Raw genomic sequence first — 20197 nt, 5'->3', positions numbered from 1 at the left:
GGGCCTGGGTGAGCGGGGCCGGGTGAGCGGCGCCGGGCGGCCGGGACGCTAGGGTCGGGGACATGGCGCGACGGGTGGTGGTGGCGTTGCTCGGGCCGGTCCGGTGGTCGCCGCCCGGCATCGACCTGGCGGACTGGCGGGCGGCGCTCGCCGAGGACGTCGTCGACCTGATCGCCACGCTGAACGAGGTGGAGGTCGCCGTCGCGGTGACCCCGGCCGACCGTGCTCTGGCGGACGCGTTGGTCTGGCCCGGCACCACGGTCTACGAGGTGGCCGAGCCGACGCCGAACGCGGTGTTCGGCGCGCTGGGCGGCTACGACCAGGCGGCGGTGCTCGCCGGCGACGTGCCGGACCTGCCCGCGCTGACCGTGGGCAAGCTGCTGCGTCCGCTGACCACCCGACCGGTCGCGGTCGCTCCGGTGGAGGGCGGCGGGCCGGGCCTGCTCGGTGTGGCCGCGCGGCTGCCCGTGCCGGGCTGGCTACCTCCGCTTGACCTGGACACGGCGACGCCGGCCGACGCGCGGGCCGGTGCCCCCCGACCGCAGGACGTGGCGGTCACCGCCGGCTGGCGTCGGCTGCGCGGCCCGGCCGACCTGGCCACCCTGGATCCGGCCTTCGAGGGCTGGGAAGCCACCCGCGCCCTGCTCTCCGGCTCCGGCCGACCGGCCTGACCCGCTGGCCAACGTGATCCGCTGGCCGGCGCGACCGCTGGCCGACGTGACCCGCTGGCCGACGCGACCTGCTGGCCGACGCGATCCGCTGGCCGACGCGACCTGCTGGCCGACGCGATCCACTGGCCGACGTGACCTGCTGGCCGACGTGACCTGCTGGCCGACGTGACCTGCTGGCCGACGTGACCTGCTGGCCGACGCGACCCACTGGCCAACGTGACCTGCTGGCCGACGCGACCCGCTGACCGACTGGTCGACCTGACCCACGCGCCGACCTGGCCGGGTGCCCGTCGTCTACCGGCGCGGGCACCCGGGCTCTGTCGTCAGGGCTTGGCGTCGCCGTCGGTGTCGTCGTCGGGCTGCCCCGGGGCTTTCTCCTCCGCCCCACCGGGCGCGGTGAAGTCGAAGTTGTCCAGCTCGCTCAGGTCCATGTCGTTCATGGCGAACGCGACCGGGTCGGCGAAGTCGTCGTCCGACGGGAGCAGGTCCGGGTGGCCCCAGACGGCGTCCCGACCGGCGATGCCGCGGTGCTCGGTGAGCGCGGCCCAGAGGGCTGCCGCCTCGCGTAGCCGGCGCGGGCGCAGCTCCAGGCCCACCAGCGCGGCGAAGGTCTGCTCAGCCGGACCGCCGGCGGCCCGGCGGCGGCGGAACGCCTCACCCAGCCGGACGACGTTGGGCAGCCGGTCGCTGGCGGCGCTGTCCACCACGTGGCAGACCCAGCCCTCGACCAGGGCCAGGGCGGTCTCCAGTCGGGCCAGCGAGGCCTTCTGCGCCGGGCTGTCCTCCGGCGTGAAGATGCCCTCCAGGGCGATCGCCTGCATCGACTCCGGGTCGGTCGGGTCGACCCGCCCCATCGCCTCCTCGATCGCCTCCCGGTTGACCCGGATGCCCGAGGCGTACATCTCCACCGCGCTGAGCACGTGTCCGCGCAGCCACGGGACGTGCTGGAACAGCCGCTGGTGGGCGGCCTCGCGCAGCGCCACGTAGAGGCGTACCTCGTCCTCGGGAAGCTCCAGGCCCTCGCCGTACGCGCGGATGTTGGCCGGGATCAGCGCGGCCGTGCCGGCCGGGCCGAGCGGCAGCCCGATGTCGCCGGCGGAGAGCACCTCCGCGGCGAGGGAGCCGAGGGCCTGCCCCAGCTGCCCACCGAAGAGCGCGCCACCGAGGGTGGCCACCATCGACTGCATCGGGCCGAGCTGGGCGCGTGCCTCCGGTGGCACGAGGTCGCCCATCGCCCCGACCATGCGGCTGGCCACCGGGTCGCAGAGCTTGCGCCACACGTCCAGCGTCTTGAAGATCCACTCATTGCGGTTCCAGGCCACGGGGGACTGGATGCCGGACGGCCAGGCCGAGGCGGGCTCCAGCCACAGGTCGGCCAGGCGCAGCGCCTCCTCTACCGCGTTGCGCTCGTAGGGCGACACCGCCGGGTCGCCGGCGGCCGCCAGCTGGCTGGCCGCCACCTGCCGGGCCAGGTCCCAGTTGACCGGCCCGCTGCCCGGCGCGGAGAGCAGGTGCTGCAACTGCGACATGAACTGCTGCATCTGCGCGGGATCGTTGGGGTCTGGTGGTTGCCCACCCGGTAGCGCGAAACCGAACGGAATATCAGGCACGACGTCTACGGTACGCGCGCCGCGCCCCAGGTAGCCGCCGCTGGCGTTGCGCTGAGGGCGAAGTCGCGTGGCGCATCCGCCAGCCGGGCCCCGAGCGGTCGGTACGCTCTGCCGCATGAGACGTCGTGGCCTGACGGTCCTGCTCGGTGCCCTGTTCACCGCCCTGCTGAGCATCGGGGTGCTCCGGGTGCCGATCCCGTACGTGGTGCTCGGCCCGGGCCCGACGGTCAACACCCTGGGCACGGCCGACGGCAAGGAGGTCATCCAGATCTCCGGGCGGGACACGTCCACCTCCGCCGGGCAGCTGCGGCTGACCACGGTGGGGGTGCAGCCCACGGTGCGGCTCCGAGGGGCGATCGCCGGCTGGTTCTCCGACGACGAGGCGGTGGTGCCGCGTGAGTTGGTGTACCCGCCGGGGGAGTCGACGGAGCAGGTCGAGCAGCGCAACGCCGAGGACTTCAAGGTGTCCCAGACCAGCGCCGAGACCGCCGCGCTCCGCGAACTGGGCTTCCCGGTGCGGGTGGTCATCAAGACGGTGGCCGCGGACGGACCGTCCGCCGATGTGCTCAAGGTCGGTGACGTGGTCACCTCGGTCGACGGGCAGCCGGTGCCGGTGGCCTCGAAGGTCACCGAGCTGGTCCGGGCCAAGCCGGCCGGCACCGCCCTGACCATCGGTTACACCCGCGACGGCCAGCCGGCCACCGCGACGGTGACCAGCCAGGAGCAGGACGGCCGCCCACGGATCGGCGTCGAGATCGACCAGCAGCAGCCGCACCCGTTCACGCTCGGCATCGACCTGGAGGACATCGGCGGACCGAGTGCCGGCCTGATGTTCGCCCTGGGCATCGTGGACAAGCTGACCCCGGCCGACCTCACCGGCGGTCAGGTCATCGCCGGCACCGGCACCATCGACGACGAGGGCAACGTCGGCCCGATCGGCGGGATCGCCCAGAAACTGGTCGGTGCGAAGCGCGCCGGGGCCAAGGTCTTCCTCGTGCCGGCGGACAACTGCGCCGAGGCGGTCCGCAATCCGCAACCCGATCTGCCGCTGCTGCGGGTGGGCTCGTTGGACGAGGGGTTGACCGCGCTGGAGACGCTGCGGGCGGGGGGACAACCGACCCGCTGCTGACGCGTGTGACCGTGCCCCGCCACGTTCAGGAACACCCCGTACTCTGGGTGCCTGGTCGGAGCCGATCACATTCGAGCGTGCGGAGCCAACAGTGGTCATGCGTAGCAGCAGCCCCCTTCCGAGGATGAGCCGGCGCGGGCGCGTCACCATCGCTGTCCTGGTCGGGGTGTTCGTGCTCTTCACCCTGCTCGGTTGGGGTGTGCAGGCGTGGACGGACTGGCTCTGGTTCGACGAGGTCCGCTACACCGAGGTCTTCACCGGCGTGCTGGTCACCCGGCTGCTGCTCTTCCTCGCCGTCGGCCTCGGCATGGCGGTCATCGTCGGCGGCAACCTGTGGCTGGCCCACCGGCTGCGCCCGCGGCTGCGTCCGCACTCGGTCGAGCAGGCGACCCTGGAGCGCTACCGGATGGCGCTCAGCCCGCGCCTCGGCACCTGGATCGCGCTGACCGCCGCCGTGGTCGGGCTCTTCGCCGGCCTCTCCGCGCAGAGTCGCTGGAACCAGTGGCTGCTCTTCCGCAACGGCGGCGACTTCGGCATCAAGGACCCGGAGTTCGGGGTCGACGTCGGCTTCTACGTCTTCCAGCTGCCGTTCTGGCGCTACCTGCTCGGGGTCGCGTTCACCGCGGTGGTGTTGGCCGTGATCGGCGCGCTGGCGGTGCACTACCTCTTCGGCGGGGTCCGCCTCCAGGGCGTCGGGGACCGGATGAGCAACGCGGCCCGGGCCCACCTGAGCAGCCTCGTCGCGGTCTTCGTGCTGCTCAAGTCTGTCGCGTACGTGCTGGACCGGCGGGCGATGCTGCTGGAGTACAACGAGGGCGCCAAGCTGTACGGTGCCGGCTACGCCGACGTCAACGCGCTGCTGCCGGCGAAGGAGATCCTGGCCTACATCTCGATCGTGGTGGCGATCGCGATCATCGTGTTCTCCAACGCCTGGATGCGGAACCTGGTCTGGCCGGGGATCTCACTCGCCCTGCTGGGTGTGTCCGCGGTGGCCATCGGCGGCATCTACCCCTGGGCGGTGCAGACCTTCGAGGTCAAGCCGAGCGCCAAGGACAAGGAGGCGCCGTACATCCAGCGCAGCATCGACGCGACCCGGGCGGCGTTCGGGCTGGCGGCCACCGAGACGACGCCGTACGCGGCGAACAACCTCACCCCGCCGGCCAACCTGGCCACCGACACCTCGGTGGTGTCGAACGTGCGGCTGCTCGACCCGCAGCTGGTCAGCGAGACGTACACCCAGCTCCAGCAGGTGCGCGGCTTCTACGACTTCGGCCCCAAGCTGGACATCGACCGGTACGGGGTGAACGGCAAGATCTCCGACTACGTGGTCGGCGTCCGGGAGATCAACTACGGCGAGCTGACCGACCAGCAGAACACCTGGATCAACCGGCACACCGTCTACACCCACGGGTACGGGCTGGTGGCCGCCCCGGCGAACCAGGTGGTGTGCGGCGGGCAGCCGTTCTTCGTCTCCGGCTTCCTCGGCGAGCGGACCCAGGAGGCCTGCTCCTCGCAGACCGAGCAGATCCCGGCGAAGCAGCCGCGGATCTACTACGGCGAGCGGATGGCGGCCGACGACTACGCGATCGTCGGCCAGTCCGACCCGAACAAGAAGGCCGAGTTCGACCGGCCGGTCGGTGAGGGTGGCGGCGAGTCCTACACCTACACCGGTGAGGGCGGCGTGGAGATCGGCTCCTTCGCCCGGCGGCTGCTGTACGCCATCAAGGAGCAGGAGTCGAACTTCCTGCTCTCCGAGGCGGTCAACAAGGACTCCAAGCTGCTCTACGTGCGCAACCCGCGGGACCGGGTGGAGAAGGTCGCGCCGTTCCTGACCCTGGACGGCGACCCGTACCCGGCGGTGGTCGACGGTCGGGTGCAGTGGATCGTCGACGGCTACACGACGGCGGCGACCTACCCGTACGCGGAGCGGGTCAACCTCCAGACCGAGACCACCGACGAGCTGACGAACCGGGGCACCTTCCAGCTGGCCCGGGAGAACGTCAACTACATGCGCAACTCGGTGAAGGCCACCGTCGACGCGTACGACGGCACCGTGAAGCTCTACGAGTACGACGACACGGACCCGGTGCTCAAGGCGTGGAACAAGGCGTTCGGCGGTGACCTGGTGCTCCCGAAGGAGGAGATCCCGGTCGAGCTGACCGAGCACCTGCGCTACCCGGCGGACATGTTCAAGGTGCAGCGCAACCTGCTGACGAAGTTCCACGTGACCAACCCGGGTGACTTCTACTCGGCACAGGACTTCTGGCAGGTGCCCAACGTGCCGGACGCTCCGGACAGCGGCCAGAAGCAGCCCCCGTACTACCTGTTCACCCAGTTCCCCGGTCAGGAGAGCCCGCGGTTCCAGCTCACCTCCGCGGTCACCCCGAACGGCCGGCAGAACCTCGCCGCGCTGATCTCCGGGTCGTACGTCGAGGGGCAGCCCCGGCTGGAGGTGCTGGAGCTGCCGGACCAGACACGGGTCTCCGGCCCGGTGCAGGTGCACCAGCAAATGACCAACAACGCCAACATCCGCCAGCAGCTCAACCTGCTCTCCAGCAACCAGGCGCAGGTGCAGTACGGCAACCTGCTCTCGCTGCCGTTCGCCGACGGCATGCTCTACGTCGAGCCGGTCTACGTGAAGAGCAACCAGCAGGACGCGTACCCGCTGCTGCAGAAGGTGCTGCTCTCGTACGGCGACGGCGGCTCCTTCGTGGCGCTCGCCGACAACATCAACGACGGCATCAAGCAGCTGGTCGAGCAGGGCAAGAGGGCCGGGCAGGGCGCGCCGCCGCCTCCGACCACCGGGGGCAACCCACCGCCGCCGCCGCCGACCACCGGCGACGGCACTCCGCCGCTGACCGGTGAGCTGGCCGCCGCGGCGAACCGGGTGCAGACCGCCATCACCGAGGTCCGGGCCGCCCAGACCTCCGGCGACTTCGAGCGGTACGGCCGCGCGCTCAAGGCGCTGGACGAGGCGCTCACCGCTTTCCAGCAGGCGCAGCAGGTGGCCAACCCGCCCACGGCGCCCAGCGGCAGCCCGTCGCCGAGCGGCAGCGCTCCGCCGCCGACCGTCGGCCCGACCGCCAGCGCGGGCGGCTGACCGGCCCCTTCGGGGAGTACGTCTCGGAGCCCTCGTCGTCGGATCGCATCTGGTCCTGACGCCGGGGGCTCCGCCGTGTCCGTCTGTCGCCTCCCCGACACATTGCGGCCGGCTGGTCCGCAACCTGCGGCACCGGTCCGTCGTCCTCTCTGCAACGGGGTGCGGACGAGGGGAATCCACCGATGAGGGACGCACAGAGTTTCGACGAGTTGTACCGCGGCACCGCCCGGCGGTTGTTGCGGTACGGCTACGCGGTCACCGGCGACCACACCGAGGCGCAGGATCTGGTGCAGGAGGCGTTCGCCCGGGCCTGGCGGCAGTGGGGGCGGCTGTCGGCGCACCCGGCGCCCGAGGCGTGGCTGCGGCTGGTGGTGGCCCGGCTCGCGACGGACCGCTGGCGGCGTCTGCACCGGTGGCGGGCGGCGCTGAGCCGAACCGGACCCCCGCCGGACACCCCGGCGCCGAGCGAGGACGGGGTTCTGCTGGTTCGCGCCCTCCGCCAGTTGCCGACCGCCCAGCGGCAGGCGCTGGCCCTGCACTATCTCTTCGACATGTCGGTGGAGGACATCGCCCGGGAGACCGACGTGCCGGTCGGCACCGTGAAGTCCTGGCTGTCTCGCGGCCGGTCCCGGCTGGCCGCGCTGCTGCCCGACCTCTCCACCGTGAAGCTGGGGGTGAACGATGTCAGCTGAACTTCCCGACCTGTACCGGTCGCTCGGCGCCGCTGTCGACGACCAGGAGCTTGCTCCCCCCGCACTGGTTCGCCGGCGCGCCGACCGGCAGGCCCGCGTTCGGGTCGTCGGCACCGCGCTCGCGGTGGCGGTGCTGCTCGGCGGGGTGGCCGTCGGTGGCCGGCTGGTGCTGGCGGCGGACGGCACCACACCGCTGCCGCCTCCCGCCGACACCCCCGGCCCGGTGCCGACCACGTCGACTCCGACTCCCTCAACGTCCCCGTCCGCGTCGCCACCGTCTTCGCCGCGTGGCACGCCGAGCGGCACACCGCCGGCTGCCACGACGGGTGCGGCGACCCCACGCCCGCCAACCTCGATCCCGGACCGTGCCTTCTTCGTCCTGGCGTCCGCGAACCGGACGGGCCTGGAATCGCGGATCGAAGGGCCTCCGCTGCCGGCGCTCTGCGCGGCCCGCTACCCGAGCGAGTCCGCCGTGGTGCAGCGCCGCGGCCGATACCTGGCCTACAAGCAGTCGGGAACCCCGCAGGGGTACGTGCCGGCCGGCAGCTACCGGCACACCATCACCATCTACCGGACCGGTCGTGCCGACGACGCGCTGCGAGAGCTGCGGAAGGCTGTCCGCGCCTGCCCCGAGCAGGAGTTGCCCGACGACGGCGCGAGGACGTGGCGGCAGCGGCTGCTGGACCCGGGCCGGTACGGGGACGAGTCGGTGCTGTTCGAGATGCGGGCGGCGTACCCGGAGGGCAGAGGTGAGCCGGGTACGGACGAGGTCCGGTTGGTCCGGGTGGTGCGGATCGGCGACGTCGTGACGGTGCTCTGGGAGCAGGGCTGGGAGAACACCTCCGCCGAGCGCGCCCAGGTCGATGCCGACAGCCGGCGGGCGGTCGCGGCCATCGAGGACTGGCTCGACTGACCGTGGCCCAGGTCGGCGCTGGCCGACGGCAGCGGTATCAGGGTCGCTTTGCGGTGCCCCGGGTCGGTGCGCTACGGTTATCGAGCCGACGCGGGGTGGAGCAGCTCGGTAGCTCGCTGGGCTCATAACCCAGAGGTCGCAGGTTCAAATCCTGTCCCCGCTACGAGAGAAACACCAGCTCGACAGCCCGTTTCCGGTTCGCCGGAGGCGGGCTGTCGACGTTGTGGGGCTCGTGTCGGCAGCGGGCTGACGGTCGTGGCGACCCCGCTGATCATCGTCGGGGCGCATGGGTTAGGGTTAACCAGTCGACGCGGGGTGGAGCAGCTCGGTAGCTCGCTGGGCTCATAACCCAGAGGTCGCAGGTTCAAATCCTGTCCCCGCTACCACCGCAGGTGCACGTCGAAGCCCGGCCCCGGATCGTGGGGGCCGGGCTTTTCGATTCCCTGCCGGTGCGATCCGCGCGGCCGGCGGAAATCCGCCGGATCTTCGTTCGATGGTTCGGCGTGGACCGACGTGCCGAGGTTGCGCCCTTCGGCGAGGATGGGGACATGTCTTCATTCGGCAAGTGGTGGGGCCGGCTCAGCGCGGTCCTCGGTGTGGTCGTGCTGTCGGTGTTCGTGCCCGTCGCGGCCTGGGCGTCCACCGGCACCGGCGAGCTGGTGGTGGAAGCCGCCCGGCGGCGGGGCCGCGGCGGCGGCTTCGGCTTCCTCGGCCTGCTCTGCTGCCTCGTGGTGGTGGCGATCATCGTGTTCCTGGTGCTGCGGCTGACGCGCAACCGCCGGGGCGGCCCGCCGCGCTGACCCGCTCGCTGCCGTCCTGCCCGGCCGTCGGCGGCTGTCAGCCACCGGCGGCGGGCACTCGGCCGCCGCCGGTGGTCACGCCGCGAGGGCCGCGTTCGCCTGGGCGATAAAACGGGAGGTGGCCGCGCGGGTGCCGGCGCGCCCGGAGCGGATGCTCTCGGCGGCGGCGACGAGCAGGGTACGTACCTTGGCGTGACCCTTCGGCGGCGGCGCCGGCGCCGGCCCGAGCTGTTCGGCGATGCTGGCGTTGAACGCGGCGGCCCGTTGCTGCGCCGGGTCGGTGATGCTGCCCTCGGTGTAGCGGCGGACGGGGACGCTGGCGTTGAGGCCGCGTTCGTGACCGAGGACCGCGCCGGCCTCGCCGTTCGTGGTCAAAAAGTTGATCACGTCGACGACGGTGTCCGGGTGGCGGGTGCCGCGGAAACCCGCCCAGTACATCGACGCCCGCGCCCACTGCGAGCCCGGCGGGCCGGGGAAGCCGATGACGCCCAGCTCGGACTCCGTGAGCCGTTGCAGCTCCGGTAGCTGGTGGGACCAGGCGAAGGACGCGGCGGTCAACCCACTGACCACCAGTTGCCGGGCCGGTTCCCCGCTGTCGGCCTGCTCGACCAGTGCCGCGCCCGGCGTGGCCCGTCGGCTCCGGGCGCGCTGCCACAGCTCGAACCAGCCGATCAGCTCATCCGCGCCGAAGCCGAGCTGGCGCCCCCGGTAGAGCTCGCCGCCCTGCGCCCGCAACCAGAGCCAGAGTGCGCGGTAGTCGCCGGACGGGTCCATGGTGCCGGCCACCCGGCCGTCGCTGGCCTCGGTGACCTGCTCCGCCCAGGCGATGTAGTCCACCCAGGACATCCCGCCGCGTGGCTCCGGCACCCGCAGCTCCCGCAGCAGGTCCCGGTTGAAGACCACCGCCGCGAGGGTCTGCCCACCGGCCACCGCCATCGTCCGCCCGTCGACCGTGCCGTAGCGGATCAGGCTCTCCGGCAGGCCGCGCAGGTCCAACCGGTGATCGGCGACCCGCTCGCTGAGGTCGAGGACGATCTGGCGGTGGGCGTACTCGGTCAGCACGGCGTCGTCGAGCTGGATCAGGTCCGGCACGTTGCCGCCGGCCGCCTGGGTGGCCAGCCGGTCGTAGTAGCCGTCGGCGCCCTGCCAGGTCACCCGGAAGGTGACCCGGGGGTTGCGTTCCGAGTAGAGCCGTAGCGCCTTCTCGGTCAGCTCGGCCCGCTTCGTCCCGCCCCACCAGAAGACCGACAGCTCGACCGGTCCCTCGTCGGTCGATGCGGCGGGGCCGTCGGTGCACCCGGCGAGCCCGCCGACGGCCAGCAGGGGAGCACCGAGCAGCGCGCCCAGGACTCTGCGCCGGCCGGGGTCGGCACCGAGGCGGTCGATCGGGGGTCGAACAGCGGGCACGGGGTCTCCTGGCACCTGCGGGTGGCGGCGGTCGGACCATTCACGCAGGCGGCGCGGGAAGGTGTCAACGTCCGTCCGGGCACCCCTGCCCGCAACGGCGGCGTGGGTGGTCGAAGCGGGCGCCCCGGTGCCGCGTGGTGTACTAGGGCGCGTGGAACTTCTGCACTCGGGCAAGGTCCGGGACCTCTACGCCGACGGCGACGACCTGATCCTGGTCGCCTCGGACCGGATCTCGATCTACGACGTCGCGTTGCCGACGCCGATTCCGGACAAGGGTCGCCTGCTCACCGCGCTCTCGCTGTGGTGGTTCGAGCAACTCGGCGACCTCGTGCCGAATCACGTCATCTCGGCCACCGACGTGCCGGCGGAGTTCGCCGGGCGGGCGATCCGCTGCCAGCGGCTGGACATGGTCCCGGTCGAGTGCGTCGCCCGGGGTTACCTCACCGGCGGCGGCCTGCGGGAGTACGAGCGCACCGGCGCCGTCTCCGGCGTGCCGCTGCCCCGGGGCCTCGGCGAGGCGTCGATCCTGCCTGAGCCGATCTTCACGCCGTCGAGCAAGGCGCCGGTGGGCGAGCACGACGAGCCGATCACGTTCGCCGACGTGGTGGACAAGGTGGGCCAGGCCACGGCCGAGCGGCTGCGGCAGATCACCATCGACATCTACCGGCACGGGGCGGAGCTGGCCGCCGACCGGGGCATCCTGGTCGCCGACACCAAGATCGAGCTGGGTTGGGCGCCGGACGGCACCCTGGTCCTCGCCGACGAGCTGCTCACCTCCGACTCGTCCCGGTTCTGGCCGGCCGAGTCGTACCAGCCCGGGCGGGTGCAGTTCTCCTACGACAAGCAGTACGTGCGGGACTGGGCCACCGGCAGCGGCTGGGACAAGCAGGGCCCGGCGCCGGACATGCCGGCCGAGGTGGTCGAGGCGACCCGGGCCCGCTACGTCGAGGTCTACGAGAAGATCACCGGCAACCGCTGGAGCTGAGCGGGTCACCGTGCGGACGGCGGAACCGGTGTGCTCCGCCCGCCGTCCTCGCTGCCCCGGCTCACTCCACCCAGTCGAGGGTGCGCCGCACGGCCTTGCGCCAGTTGTGCAGCTCCCGGTCCCGCAGCTCGGAGGCCATGGCCGGCTCCCACTGCGCGTCCGAGCGCCACTGCTCGCGCAGGGTGGCCAGGTCCGGCCAGAAACCGACCGCGAGACCGGCCGCGTACGCGGCGCCAAGGCAGGTGGTCTCGGTGATCCGCGAGCGGACCACCGGAACGTCGAGCACGTCGGCGAGGAACTGCATGAGCAGCCGGTTCGCCGTCATGCCGCCATCCACCCGGAGCCGGCGCAGCGCCACGTCGGAGTCGGCGTTCATCGCGTCCACCACCTCGCGGGTCTGCCACGCCGACGCCTCCAGCACCGCCCGCGCCAGGTGCCCCTTGGTGATGTAGCCGGTCAGGCCGGCGATCACGCCGCGTGCGTCGCTGCGCCAGTGCGGGGCGAAGAGCCCGGAGAACGCCGGCACCACGTAGCAGCCGCCGTTGTCGTCGACGGTGCGAGCAAGCTCCTCCACCTCCGGAGCGGTCGAGATCAACCCGAGGTTGTCCCGGAGCCACTGCACCAGCGACCCGGTGACCGCGATGGCGCCCTCCAGCGCGTACGCCGCCGGCTGCCCGTCGATCCGGTAGGCGACCGTGGTGAGCAGGCCGTGCGTCGACGGGACCGGGCTGGCCCCGGTGTTGAGCAGCAGGAAGCTGCCGGTGCCGTAGGTGCACTTCGCCTCACCCGGCTGGAAGCAGGTCTGGCCGAACAGGGCGGCCTGCTGGTCGCCGAGCGCACTGGCCACCGGCACTCCGGCCAGCACTCCGGTGGCGGTGCCGTACACCTCGGCGGAGCTGCGAATCTCCGGCAGCATGGCCGCCGGCACGCCCATCGCGTCCAGCAGCTCCGGGGCCCAGGCCAGGGTGGCGAGGTCCATCAGCATCGTCCGGCTGGCGTTGGTCACGTCGGTGACGTGCTTGCCGGTCAATTTCCAGATCAGCCAGCTGTCCATGGTGCCGAAGAGCACCTCGCCGCGCTCGGCGCGCTCACGCAGGCCGTCCACCTCGTCCAGCAGCCAGCGCAGCTTCGGGCCGGCGAAGTAGGTGGCCAGCGGCAGGCCGGTGCGGGTCCGGAACCACTCCTCGCCGTACAACGAAGCCAGCTCGCGCAGCAGCGGCCCGGTCCGGGTGTCCTGCCAGACCACCGCGTTGGCCACCGGGCGGCCGGTGACCCGGTCCCAGACCAGGGTCGTCTCCCGCTGGTTGGTGATGCCGACCGCGGACAGCCCGGCCGTGTCGGTGCCGGCCGCGCGCAACGCCTCGGAGACCACCTGCTGGACGTTGTCCCAGATCTCCTCGGCGTCATGTTCCACCCAGCCGGGCCGGGGAAAGATCTGCCGGTGCTCGCGCTGGGCCACGGCGACGATCTCCCCGGCCCGGTCGAAGACGATGCACCGCGAGGAGGTGGTGCCCTGATCGATGGCGGCGACGTACTGGGGGGTCACGGCAGCACGGTACCCGGACCCGCCGCGCGGTGCGACCGGCGTCACGGTCGGTTGCGGGCTGCCGCCGTCCAAGCCCGACCGGTTCGCCTACGATGTGCGAACGTGCGTGACATCGCCGTTTTCAGTGGAACCGCCCATCCCGACCTCGCCGCCGAGATCTGCGCTCACCTGGGGGTGCCGCTGCACCCGGTGCGGGTCTCCCGGTTCGCCAACGACTGCCTGGAAGTGCAACTGCAGGCCAACTGCCGGGAGCGGGACGTCTTTCTGATCCAGCCGCTGGTGCCGCCGGTGCAGGAGCACCTCGTCGAGCTGCTGCTGATGATCGACGCCGCCCGGGGCGCGTCCGCCGGCCGGATCACGGTGGTGCTGCCGCACTACGCGTACGCCCGCTCGGACAAGAAGGACGCGCCGCGGATCTCGATCGGCGCCCGGCTCGTCGCCGACCTGCTCACCTCGGCCGGCGCCGACCGGGTGCTCGCGATGACCCTGCACTCGCCCCAGGTGCACGGCTTCTTCAGCGTCCCGGTGGATCACCTGCACGCTCTGCGCGAGCTGGCCACCCACTTCCGGCGCTACGACCTCAGCAACACCGTGGTCGTCTCGCCCGACCTGGGTAACGCCAAGGAGGCGGCGGCCTTCGCCCGGCTGCTCGACACGCCGGTCGCGGCGGGGGCGAAGCAGCGGTTCAGCGACGACCTGGTCAAGATCAGCGCGGTGATCGGTGAGGTGGCCGACCGGGACGTCATCGTCCTGGACGACGAGATCGCCAAGGGCAGCACGGTCGTCGAGCTGATGGAGCACCTGCGTGGCCTGAAGGTCCGCTCCATCCGGCTGGCCTGCACGCACGGCCTCTTCTCAGGCGACGCGCTGCGGCGACTGAGCGACCAGGACGGCGTACTGGAGATCGTCTGCACCAACACGGTGCCCATCCCGACGGCCAAGCGGGTCCCGAAACTTCAGGTCCTCTCGGTGGCCCCGGCTCTGGCCGAGGCGATGCGCCGGATCCACAACGGCGAATCGGTCTCCGCGCTCTTCGCCTGACCCGGCGAGTGGGCGGGGGTCAGTTCGGGGTGTGGTCGCGGACGGTGAGGACCGCGGTGATGCGGACGGTGGTGCCGGCGGTGCCGGTGGCGACCTCCATGGCGTCGGTCAGCTCACGGGCCAGCCAGAGGCCCCAGCCGCCGGCGGTGTCCGGGGCCGGCCGGCGGCGGTCGCCCAGCCGCTGCGCGCTGATCCCGTGCCCGTGGTCGGCGACCTCGCAGACCAGGACCCCCGGCTCCTGCCAGAGCCGCAGCCATCCTCGCCCGCCGCCGTGTCGTACGGCGTTGGTGATCAGCTCGTTGACCGCCAGAACGAAGTCGTCCAGCCGTTGGCCGATCAGCCCGCAGGCGTTCGCGCAGGAGGTGACCGAGTGTCGGATCTCGGTCACCTCGGCCTTGTCGAAGGCCTCGGCGATCAGGAGCGCAGGTTCGATGGGCACAACCGTACGCGGTGCGTGCGGATCTGCGTTCGTCATGGCCCCGTCCCGCGGCGGATCTCGGAGAATTTCGCGGCTTTTCCACCGTACGTCAGGGTTTCCCGAACCGCACTCGCTGCCGGCGGTCCGGCTGGTCCGGCTGTGGCATCCTGACCGCCATGCCGTCGCCGTCGGGTGGATTCGAGGTGCCGCTCTGGCGGGCGCTCGCGGTGTTCCGGTTCGCCTCCCTGGCGTACGTCCTCGGGCTCGCCGTACGCGACGCCGACCGGTACGCCCATCCCCTCGCCGTCGCGGCCCTGGTCCTGGTGATGATCGCCTGGACGGTGGTGACCGCGATCGGCTACGCCCGCCCGGCCTGGCGGCGCTGGCCGCTGCTGCTGGCCGACCTGGCGGTGGTGATGGCCATCGTGCTGGCCACCCCGTGGGTCGTCGGCCGGGCGGCGCTCGCCGCCGGCGTGCCCACCCTGGGGGTGGCCTGGATGGCGGGTCCGGTCCTGGCCTGGGCCGTCTCCGGCGGGCGGCGCCGGGGCACCCTGGCCGCGCTGCTGGTCGCCGCCGCGGACCTGGCCACCCGGGAGCGGATCGGCCAGTCCTCGTTCACCGGGGTGATCCTGATGCTGCTCGCCGGGGTGGTGGTCGGGCACGTGGCCCGGCTCGCGGCGACCGCCGAGGAGCGGCTGCAACGCGCGGTGGAGCTGGAGGCGGCCACCCGGGAGCGGGAGCGGCTGGCCCGGGGCATCCACGACTCGGTTCTCCAGGTGCTGGCACTGGTGCAGCGGCGCGGCGCCGAACTGCCCGGCGAGGCCGGCGAGCTGGCCCGCCTGGCCGGCGAGCAGGAGGCCGCCCTGCGCGCGCTGATCGCGGGCGCCGCCCCGACCGGCGCCACCACCCCGGATGCGGCCGGCACGGTGGATCTCCGGGCGCTGCTCGGCCGGTACGCCTCACCGGCGGTGTCGCTCTCGGCGCCGGCCACCCCGGTGCCGCTGCCCCGGCGCGTGGCGGGGGAACTGGCCGCCGCGACCGGCGCGGCGCTGGACAACGTGGGGCGGCACGCCGACGGGCGGGCCTGGGTGCTGATCGAGGACGAGGGGGCGACCGTGACCGTGTCGATCCGTGACGAGGGGCCGGGCATCCCGGACGGCCGGCTGGCGGAGGCGGCCGCCCAGGGGCGGCTCGGCGTGACCCAGTCGATTCGGGGCCGGATGGCCGACCTGGGCGGAACCGTCCGGATCGTGTCGGCGCCCGAGGCCGGCACCGAGATCGAGCTGACCGTGCCGAGGGCGCGGCCGTGACCCCGGTGCGGGTGATGGTCGTCGACGACCATCCGATGTGGCGCGAGGGCGTGGCCCGTGACCTGACCGAGGCCGGGTTCCTGGTGGTGGCCACCAGCGGCGAGGGGCGGCAGGCGATCCGGGTGGCCCCCGCCGCCCGACCGGACGTGGTCGTCCTCGACCTGCAACTACCGGACATCTCCGGCGTCGAGGTGGTCCGGGGGCTGCGCGCGGCGCTGCCCGACGTGCGGGTGTTGATGCTCAGCGCCAGCGGCGAGCAGCAGAGCGTGCTGGACGCGGTCAAGGCGGGGGCCACCGGGTACCTCGTGAAGTCGACCGCGCCGGCCGAGTTCCTCGACGCGGTGCGCCGCACGGCGGCCGGCGATCCGGTGTTCACTCCCGGCCTGGCCGGGCTGGTCCTCGGCGAGTACCGCCGGCTGGCCGCCGGGCCGGCGTCGGACGCCGGGTCGGCCGGCGGCGCGGAGTCCGGGACGCCGCGCCTCACCGACCGGGAGACGGAGGTGCTGCGCCTGGTGGCCAAGGGGATGTCGTACAAGCAGATCGCCCAGCGGCTCGGGTTGTCGCACCGTACGGTGCAGAACCACGTGCAGAACACCCTGGGCAAGCTGCAACTGCACAACCGGGTCGAGCTGACCCGGTACGCCATCGAGCGGGGCCTGGACGACTGACCCCGGTCAGACCGAGCGCGGCGGTTCCGTCTCGTGGATGGCCAGTTCCTCGGCGGTCGCACCGCCGCCGGCCGAACCGGCGTCGTACGCCACGGAGTCGGTCTCCTGGTCGGTGTGCGCCCCCTCGTCCGGTTCCACCAGTCGGCCCACTGTGGCGTCGGCCACGGTGCCGAGCTGACCGTGGTCGTAGAGGGAGACCGGCGAGTTCGGGTCCGACGTCGGACCGGGGTCCATCACGTCGGCGTCGAGTTGGGCCTCCGCCGCGGCCGCCTCGTTGTCCGCCTCAAATGCGATCTTCGGGTCGACCGGGCCGGCCAGCGGGTCGTCCACCGGGCGTTCGAAGCTCTCCCGCTGGAGCTTGTAGTCCAACGACTCACCGTCGAGCTGCTCCTCGGCGGTGGTCCCGAACCGGTCCACCGCCACCGGGGTCCGGTCGCCGGGCAGCTGCGCCGGCTCGGGGCCATCCGCCTCGCGCCCGGTGAGCACGTCGTCGTTGGCGGTCGAGTCGTCGTCGGCGGTGTCGGGCAGCCCCTCCGCCTCGGTGTCGGATACGGGGGTCGGGTACTCGTTGTCGCGCATGTCTGATCACTACCCGCTGCCCTGCCGCCGTAACCGGCGGCCGCCGGCCGTGTGGTGCTGAGCCGGACACCAGGGCGGGAACGGCCCGTCAGTCGGGGGGGTCGGTTTCGTCCTCGGGATGCAGCACGCACCAGACGACCTTGCCGTCCGGTACCGGGCTGGTGCCCCACCGGCGGGCCACCGTGTCGATCAGCAGCAGGCCGCGCCCACCGGCCCGGGTCGGTGGGGCCAGCCCGACGAACGCGGGGCGGAGGTGGGAGTGGTCGCGAACCGCCACGCGCAGGGTGCCGGCCTGGGGAGCCAGCCGGATGGTCATCGAGGTGTGGGCGTGCGCCACCACGTTGTTGACCATCTCGGTGATCGCGATGCTCGCCGCATCGGCCAGAGTCCGCACGTCCCAGTGCCGGCAGCCGGTGGTGACCAGCTCACGGGCCTGCCGGGCGGCGCCGACGGTCGGAGCCAGCTCGGCCGTGAGGACCGCCGCCAGCGGCGCCGCGGCGAGCGCGTCGTCCAGGGTGGGCCAGGCCGGTACGCCGGCGAGTGCGGCGTCCGGACCGGGTCCGGGGACCGCCGGGTCGCAGAGCAGCAGGTCCGCGGCGGGCCAGTCGGCGACCTCGCGGCGAACCTCGGCGAAGAGGCCTCGCCCCACCTGGTCGGCGACCCGCAACCCGGTCACGTCGGCCACCACCGGGCCGGGCCGGTCGCAGAGTTGGGCCAGCAGCGCGGCCCGGACCGTGTCGGCGCCGGCGGCGTCGAGCACACCGGTCAGCCGGACCACCCCGGTCGGCTCGTCGATCTCCACCAGACAACGCGCGTCGGTCGGCATGATCGCCCCATTGTGCTCCCGGGTGACGGCGGTCGCATCCGGGCGGTCGATGCCCGCCATCAGCGGGCCAACCGGGACCGGCGGGTGATCGCCGCCATCGTGCCGACCGCGGTGCCGGCGGCGGCGAGCCCGAACGCGGCGGTGACTCGCACCAGATGCCGCCGCCGGCCGTGCCAGCCACCGTTCCGGCGACCCTCGGCGTCGGCGTGGAACACGTTGCCGCTGCTGTCCATCCGGGCGCCGGGGCCGAACTGGGTCCGGTGGGCGTACCAGCCGAGGGTGCGCTCCATCAGCGCCGGCGCCAGCCTCCACTGGAGGCCGATCAGCCGGGCGGCGCCGCCGGCGTACGCCTCGCGGCGGGGCCGGCGCAGCAGCCGGACGATGGTCTCGGCGACCAGCTCCGGCGGGTACACCGGCGGTGGTGGCACCAGTTGACGTCCGCTGTGGTTGGCCGCGTGCCGGAAGAACGGGGTGTCCATGGTTGCCGGCAGCACGGTGCAGATGGAGATCTGCCCCCGGCCGGTGACCCGCAGTTCCTGCCGGACCGTGTCGGCGAGCCCCCGGATGCCGTGTTTGGTGGCGTTGTACGCCGACTGGTACGGCATCGCCACCTCGGCCAGCACGGAGGCGTTGTTGACCAGCACACCTCCGCCGGCGGCGCCGAGGTGCGGCAGCGCGGCCTTGATGCCGTGCACCGCCCCGAGCAGGTTCACCTCCACCACCCGGCGGAACTCGGCGACCGGGATCTCGTCGAAAAGGCCCACGGCACCGACCGCGGCGTTGTTCACCCACGCGTCGATCCGCCCGAACTCGGTCGCCGCCCGGTCGGCCAGCCGCTGCACCGACTCCAGGTCGGTCACGTCGGTCGGTACGGCCAGCGCCCGGCCGCCCAGCTCCCGGCAATGTTGTGCGACCTGCCGCAGCGCCGGCTCACTGCGGGCGGCCAGTACGACGGCGGCGCCCCGGCGGGCCAGCGCGTACGCGGTGGCCGTGCCGATCCCGCTGGAGGCGCCGGTGATCACCACGGTCGAATCGTCGAGGCTGCGGGTCAGCGGCATACCTGAGCGGTACCCGCGGTGCGGCCTGGTCATACCACCGGGCGGTGGTCGATCAACGCGGGAATCGCCCCGCCCGGCAGCCGTGCCGGGGCTCTGGTGATTGTCGTGGCGCAAGTGTCGGTGGCACCTGCGCTGACTGTTCCTGATCTGCCAGGTTTCGGCTCCCGGTCACCCGGTTAATGGGACGCTCTGACCGGGAGGACACCGCCGAGGAAAGATCGCAGGGAGGTGACCCATGCGCGTCGGCCTCGTCTGCGCGCACACCAGCTCGTACCGGCATGCCGACGGCCCGCCGGTCGGTACCCAACAGCACATCGCGCGGGTCGCCGCGGAGCTGGCCGGCCGAGGCCACGACGTCCGGCTCTACGAGCGCCGGGACGACCCGGGGCTGCCGGCGACGGTGGACGTCGACGGCTATCAGGTGCATCGGGTGCCCGCCGGGCCGCCCACGCCACTGCCCACCGCCGGGCTGATCCCACACGTGACGGAGTTCGGCCGCTGGCTGACCGACGAGTGGGCCGGCGCCTGGCGGCCCGAGGTGGTGCACGGGCACTACTGGATCGGCGGCCTGGCCGCCGCGCACGCGGTCCGGGAGACCGACATCCCGGTGGTGCAGACCTTCCACTCGCTCGGCGTCGAGCAGTTGCGCCACCTGGGCGGCCGGTACGACGGGCCGGGGGAGCGGATCCCGCTGGAACGCGCGCTGACCCGGGCGGTGGACATCGCGGTCGCCCAGTCGAACGACGAGGTGGACGAGCTGACCCGGATGGGCCTGCAACGCAGCTCGGTGGCGATGGTGCCGGCGGGGGTGGACACCGAGCATTTCCACCCCGACGGTGAGGCGGCGCCGCGCGAGCAGCGGGCGCGGATCCTCTCCGTCGGCGGGCTCTCCCCGGGCCACGGCCAGGAGGACCTGATCCGGGCGATGCGCCTGGTCGGCGACGCCGAGCTGGTGATCGCCGGCGGGCCGCTGGTCGACCAGCTGACCAACCACACGGAGGCGCGCCGGCTGCGCGAGCTGGCCGAACAGGTCGGGGTGGCCGATCAGGTACGACTCGTCGGCGGCGTGCCGCACGACCAGATGGCCACCTGGTACCGGTCGGCGGACGTGGTGGCCTGCACGCCGCACTACTCGTCGGCGGGGCGGGTCTCGCTCGAGGCGATGGCCTGCGGGGTGCCGGTGGTCGGCTACGCGATGGGTGGGCTGGCCGATGCCGTCGTCGACGAGGTCACCGGCCGGCTGGTGCCGCCCGGCGACGTACGGACCCTCGGGGTCTCGCTGCGCCGGCTGCTCGCCGACAACGCCGGGCGGTTCGCGTACGGCCACGCCGCGGTGGATCGGGTCCGGAGCAGCTACACGTGGGAACGGACCGCTGGTGCGCTGGAGCGCCTCTACGAGCGCGTGGTGAGCCGCCGCAAGCCGGTCGAGGCCTGAGCGGGGCGC

Annotated in this window: 18 protein-coding genes and 2 tRNA genes; 13 read left to right on the top strand and 7 right to left on the bottom strand. The window is 72.8% G+C overall.

Features of this window, described 5'->3' with window-relative positions:
- Positions 1-62: 62 nt before the first annotated feature.
- Positions 63-671 carry a hypothetical protein gene (locus tag EAD98_RS06980; protein WP_121653227.1) on the top strand — a complete coding sequence of 203 codons (609 nt, stop codon included), beginning with the start codon at positions 63-65 and terminating at the stop codon, positions 669-671.
- Between the two features lie 323 nt (positions 672-994).
- On the opposite strand, the gene EAD98_RS06975 is transcribed toward EAD98_RS06980, so the two are convergent.
- Complete coding sequence (locus EAD98_RS06975; protein WP_121653226.1) at positions 995-2212, bottom strand: zinc-dependent metalloprotease; 1218 nt, start codon at positions 2210-2212, stop codon at positions 995-997.
- 184 nt (positions 2213-2396) lie between these two features.
- Here EAD98_RS06975 and EAD98_RS06970 point away from each other — a divergent pair, with 184 nt between their 5' ends.
- The 7 genes from EAD98_RS06970 to EAD98_RS06940 all read left to right on the top strand — a co-directional run bounded on the left by EAD98_RS06970 (position 2397) and on the right by EAD98_RS06940 (position 8915).
- The gene (locus tag EAD98_RS06970) at positions 2397-3410 is read left to right on the top strand and encodes a PDZ domain-containing protein (RefSeq protein ID WP_199723318.1); all 1014 of its coding nucleotides are present in this window, start codon (positions 2397-2399) and stop codon (positions 3408-3410) included.
- Positions 3411-3507: 97 nt separating this feature from the next.
- Positions 3508-6510, top strand: a complete 3003-nt coding sequence (locus EAD98_RS06965) for a UPF0182 family protein (RefSeq protein ID WP_121653233.1) — start codon at positions 3508-3510, stop codon at positions 6508-6510.
- A 182-nt stretch (positions 6511-6692) separates the two neighbouring features.
- The gene (locus EAD98_RS06960) at positions 6693-7202 is read left to right on the top strand and encodes a SigE family RNA polymerase sigma factor (RefSeq protein WP_121653225.1); all 510 of its coding nucleotides are present in this window, start codon (positions 6693-6695) and stop codon (positions 7200-7202) included.
- Positions 7192-8115 (top strand): hypothetical protein, encoded by a 924-nt coding sequence (locus tag EAD98_RS06955; RefSeq protein WP_121653224.1) that lies wholly within the window; start codon positions 7192-7194, stop codon positions 8113-8115. Before EAD98_RS06960 ends, EAD98_RS06955 begins: the two co-directional genes overlap by 11 nt.
- Before the next feature lie 89 nt (positions 8116-8204).
- Positions 8205-8278 (top strand) — tRNA-Met (locus tag EAD98_RS06950).
- A gap of 146 nt (positions 8279-8424) precedes the next feature.
- Positions 8425-8501, top strand: a tRNA-Met gene (locus EAD98_RS06945).
- Between the two features lie 162 nt (positions 8502-8663).
- Positions 8664-8915 (top strand): hypothetical protein, encoded by a 252-nt coding sequence (locus EAD98_RS06940; protein WP_121653232.1) that lies wholly within the window; start codon positions 8664-8666, stop codon positions 8913-8915.
- Between the two features lie 75 nt (positions 8916-8990).
- On the opposite strand, the gene EAD98_RS06935 is transcribed toward EAD98_RS06940, so the two are convergent.
- Positions 8991-10322: an ABC transporter substrate-binding protein gene (locus EAD98_RS06935; RefSeq protein WP_121653223.1), complete on the bottom strand. Its 1332-nt coding sequence runs from the start codon at positions 10320-10322 to the stop codon at positions 8991-8993.
- Positions 10323-10473: 151 nt separating this feature from the next.
- Here EAD98_RS06935 and EAD98_RS06930 point away from each other — a divergent pair, with 151 nt between their 5' ends.
- Entirely contained in the window at positions 10474-11307 is an 834-nt protein-coding gene (locus EAD98_RS06930) for a phosphoribosylaminoimidazolesuccinocarboxamide synthase (protein WP_121653222.1), read from the top strand.
- A 61-nt stretch (positions 11308-11368) separates the two neighbouring features.
- Here EAD98_RS06930 and glpK read toward each other — a convergent pair whose 3' ends face one another.
- Positions 11369-12853 carry a glycerol kinase GlpK gene (gene glpK / locus EAD98_RS06925; protein ID WP_121653231.1) on the bottom strand — a complete coding sequence of 495 codons (1485 nt, stop codon included), beginning with the start codon at positions 12851-12853 and terminating at the stop codon, positions 11369-11371.
- A gap of 102 nt (positions 12854-12955) precedes the next feature.
- Here glpK and EAD98_RS06920 point away from each other — a divergent pair, with 102 nt between their 5' ends.
- Positions 12956-13894, top strand: coding sequence for a ribose-phosphate pyrophosphokinase (locus tag EAD98_RS06920; RefSeq protein WP_121653221.1), 939 nt, complete (start codon positions 12956-12958; stop codon positions 13892-13894).
- Positions 13895-13913: 19 nt separating this feature from the next.
- Here EAD98_RS06920 and EAD98_RS06915 read toward each other — a convergent pair whose 3' ends face one another.
- Entirely contained in the window at positions 13914-14369 is a 456-nt protein-coding gene (locus EAD98_RS06915) for an ATP-binding protein (RefSeq protein ID WP_121653220.1), read from the bottom strand.
- Positions 14370-14488: 119 nt separating this feature from the next.
- Here EAD98_RS06915 and macS point away from each other — a divergent pair, with 119 nt between their 5' ends.
- The gene (macS, locus tag EAD98_RS06910) at positions 14489-15622 is read left to right on the top strand and encodes a MacS family sensor histidine kinase (RefSeq protein WP_121653219.1); all 1134 of its coding nucleotides are present in this window, start codon (positions 14489-14491) and stop codon (positions 15620-15622) included.
- A gap of 14 nt (positions 15623-15636) precedes the next feature.
- A complete protein-coding gene (locus EAD98_RS06905; RefSeq protein ID WP_121653230.1) occupies positions 15637-16290 on the top strand; it encodes a response regulator transcription factor in 654 nt (217 codons plus the stop codon).
- A 6-nt stretch (positions 16291-16296) separates the two neighbouring features.
- Here EAD98_RS06905 and EAD98_RS06900 read toward each other — a convergent pair whose 3' ends face one another.
- The 3 genes from EAD98_RS06900 to EAD98_RS06890 form a co-directional block, all read right to left on the bottom strand.
- Complete coding sequence (locus EAD98_RS06900) at positions 16297-16869, bottom strand: DUF5709 domain-containing protein (protein ID WP_121653218.1); 573 nt, start codon at positions 16867-16869, stop codon at positions 16297-16299.
- A gap of 88 nt (positions 16870-16957) precedes the next feature.
- Complete coding sequence (locus EAD98_RS06895) at positions 16958-17695, bottom strand: ATP-binding protein (RefSeq protein WP_233583738.1); 738 nt, start codon at positions 17693-17695, stop codon at positions 16958-16960.
- 59 nt (positions 17696-17754) lie between these two features.
- Entirely contained in the window at positions 17755-18753 is a 999-nt protein-coding gene (locus EAD98_RS06890) for an SDR family oxidoreductase (RefSeq protein ID WP_121653216.1), read from the bottom strand.
- Between the two features lie 235 nt (positions 18754-18988).
- Between EAD98_RS06890 and EAD98_RS06885 the strand changes: the two genes are divergently transcribed.
- A complete protein-coding gene (locus EAD98_RS06885; RefSeq protein WP_121653215.1) occupies positions 18989-20188 on the top strand; it encodes a glycosyltransferase in 1200 nt (399 codons plus the stop codon).
- The last annotated feature ends 9 nt before the right edge of the window (positions 20189-20197 follow it).

The sequence above is a fragment of the Micromonospora sp. CV4 genome (assembly GCF_003667455.1).
Lineage (GTDB): Bacteria > Actinomycetota > Actinomycetes > Mycobacteriales > Micromonosporaceae > Micromonospora.
This window is presented reverse-complemented; position numbering and strand designations above follow the sequence as displayed.

Coding starts and splice junctions, on each gene's coding strand:
- EAD98_RS06970 (WP_199723318.1), top strand. CDS start 2,397: ATGAGACGTCGTGGCCTGACGGTCCTGCTCGGTGCCCTGTTCACCGCC.
- EAD98_RS06915 (WP_121653220.1), bottom strand. CDS start 14,369: ATGACGAACGCAGATCCGCACGCACCGCGTACGGTTGTGCCCATCGAA.
- EAD98_RS06940 (WP_121653232.1), top strand. CDS start 8,664: ATGTCTTCATTCGGCAAGTGGTGGGGCCGGCTCAGCGCGGTCCTCGGT.
- macS (WP_121653219.1), top strand. CDS start 14,489: ATGCCGTCGCCGTCGGGTGGATTCGAGGTGCCGCTCTGGCGGGCGCTC.
- EAD98_RS06955 (WP_121653224.1), top strand. CDS start 7,192: ATGTCAGCTGAACTTCCCGACCTGTACCGGTCGCTCGGCGCCGCTGTC.
- EAD98_RS06885 (WP_121653215.1), top strand. CDS start 18,989: ATGCGCGTCGGCCTCGTCTGCGCGCACACCAGCTCGTACCGGCATGCC.
- EAD98_RS06965 (WP_121653233.1), top strand. CDS start 3,508: ATGCGTAGCAGCAGCCCCCTTCCGAGGATGAGCCGGCGCGGGCGCGTC.
- EAD98_RS06895 (WP_233583738.1), bottom strand. CDS start 17,695: ATGCCGACCGACGCGCGTTGTCTGGTGGAGATCGACGAGCCGACCGGG.
- EAD98_RS06975 (WP_121653226.1), bottom strand. CDS start 2,212: ATGCAGCAGTTCATGTCGCAGTTGCAGCACCTGCTCTCCGCGCCGGGC.
- EAD98_RS06890 (WP_121653216.1), bottom strand. CDS start 18,753: ATGCCGCTGACCCGCAGCCTCGACGATTCGACCGTGGTGATCACCGGC.
- EAD98_RS06905 (WP_121653230.1), top strand. CDS start 15,637: ATGGTCGTCGACGACCATCCGATGTGGCGCGAGGGCGTGGCCCGTGAC.
- EAD98_RS06980 (WP_121653227.1), top strand. CDS start 63: ATGGCGCGACGGGTGGTGGTGGCGTTGCTCGGGCCGGTCCGGTGGTCG.
- EAD98_RS06900 (WP_121653218.1), bottom strand. CDS start 16,869: ATGCGCGACAACGAGTACCCGACCCCCGTATCCGACACCGAGGCGGAG.
- EAD98_RS06960 (WP_121653225.1), top strand. CDS start 6,693: ATGAGGGACGCACAGAGTTTCGACGAGTTGTACCGCGGCACCGCCCGG.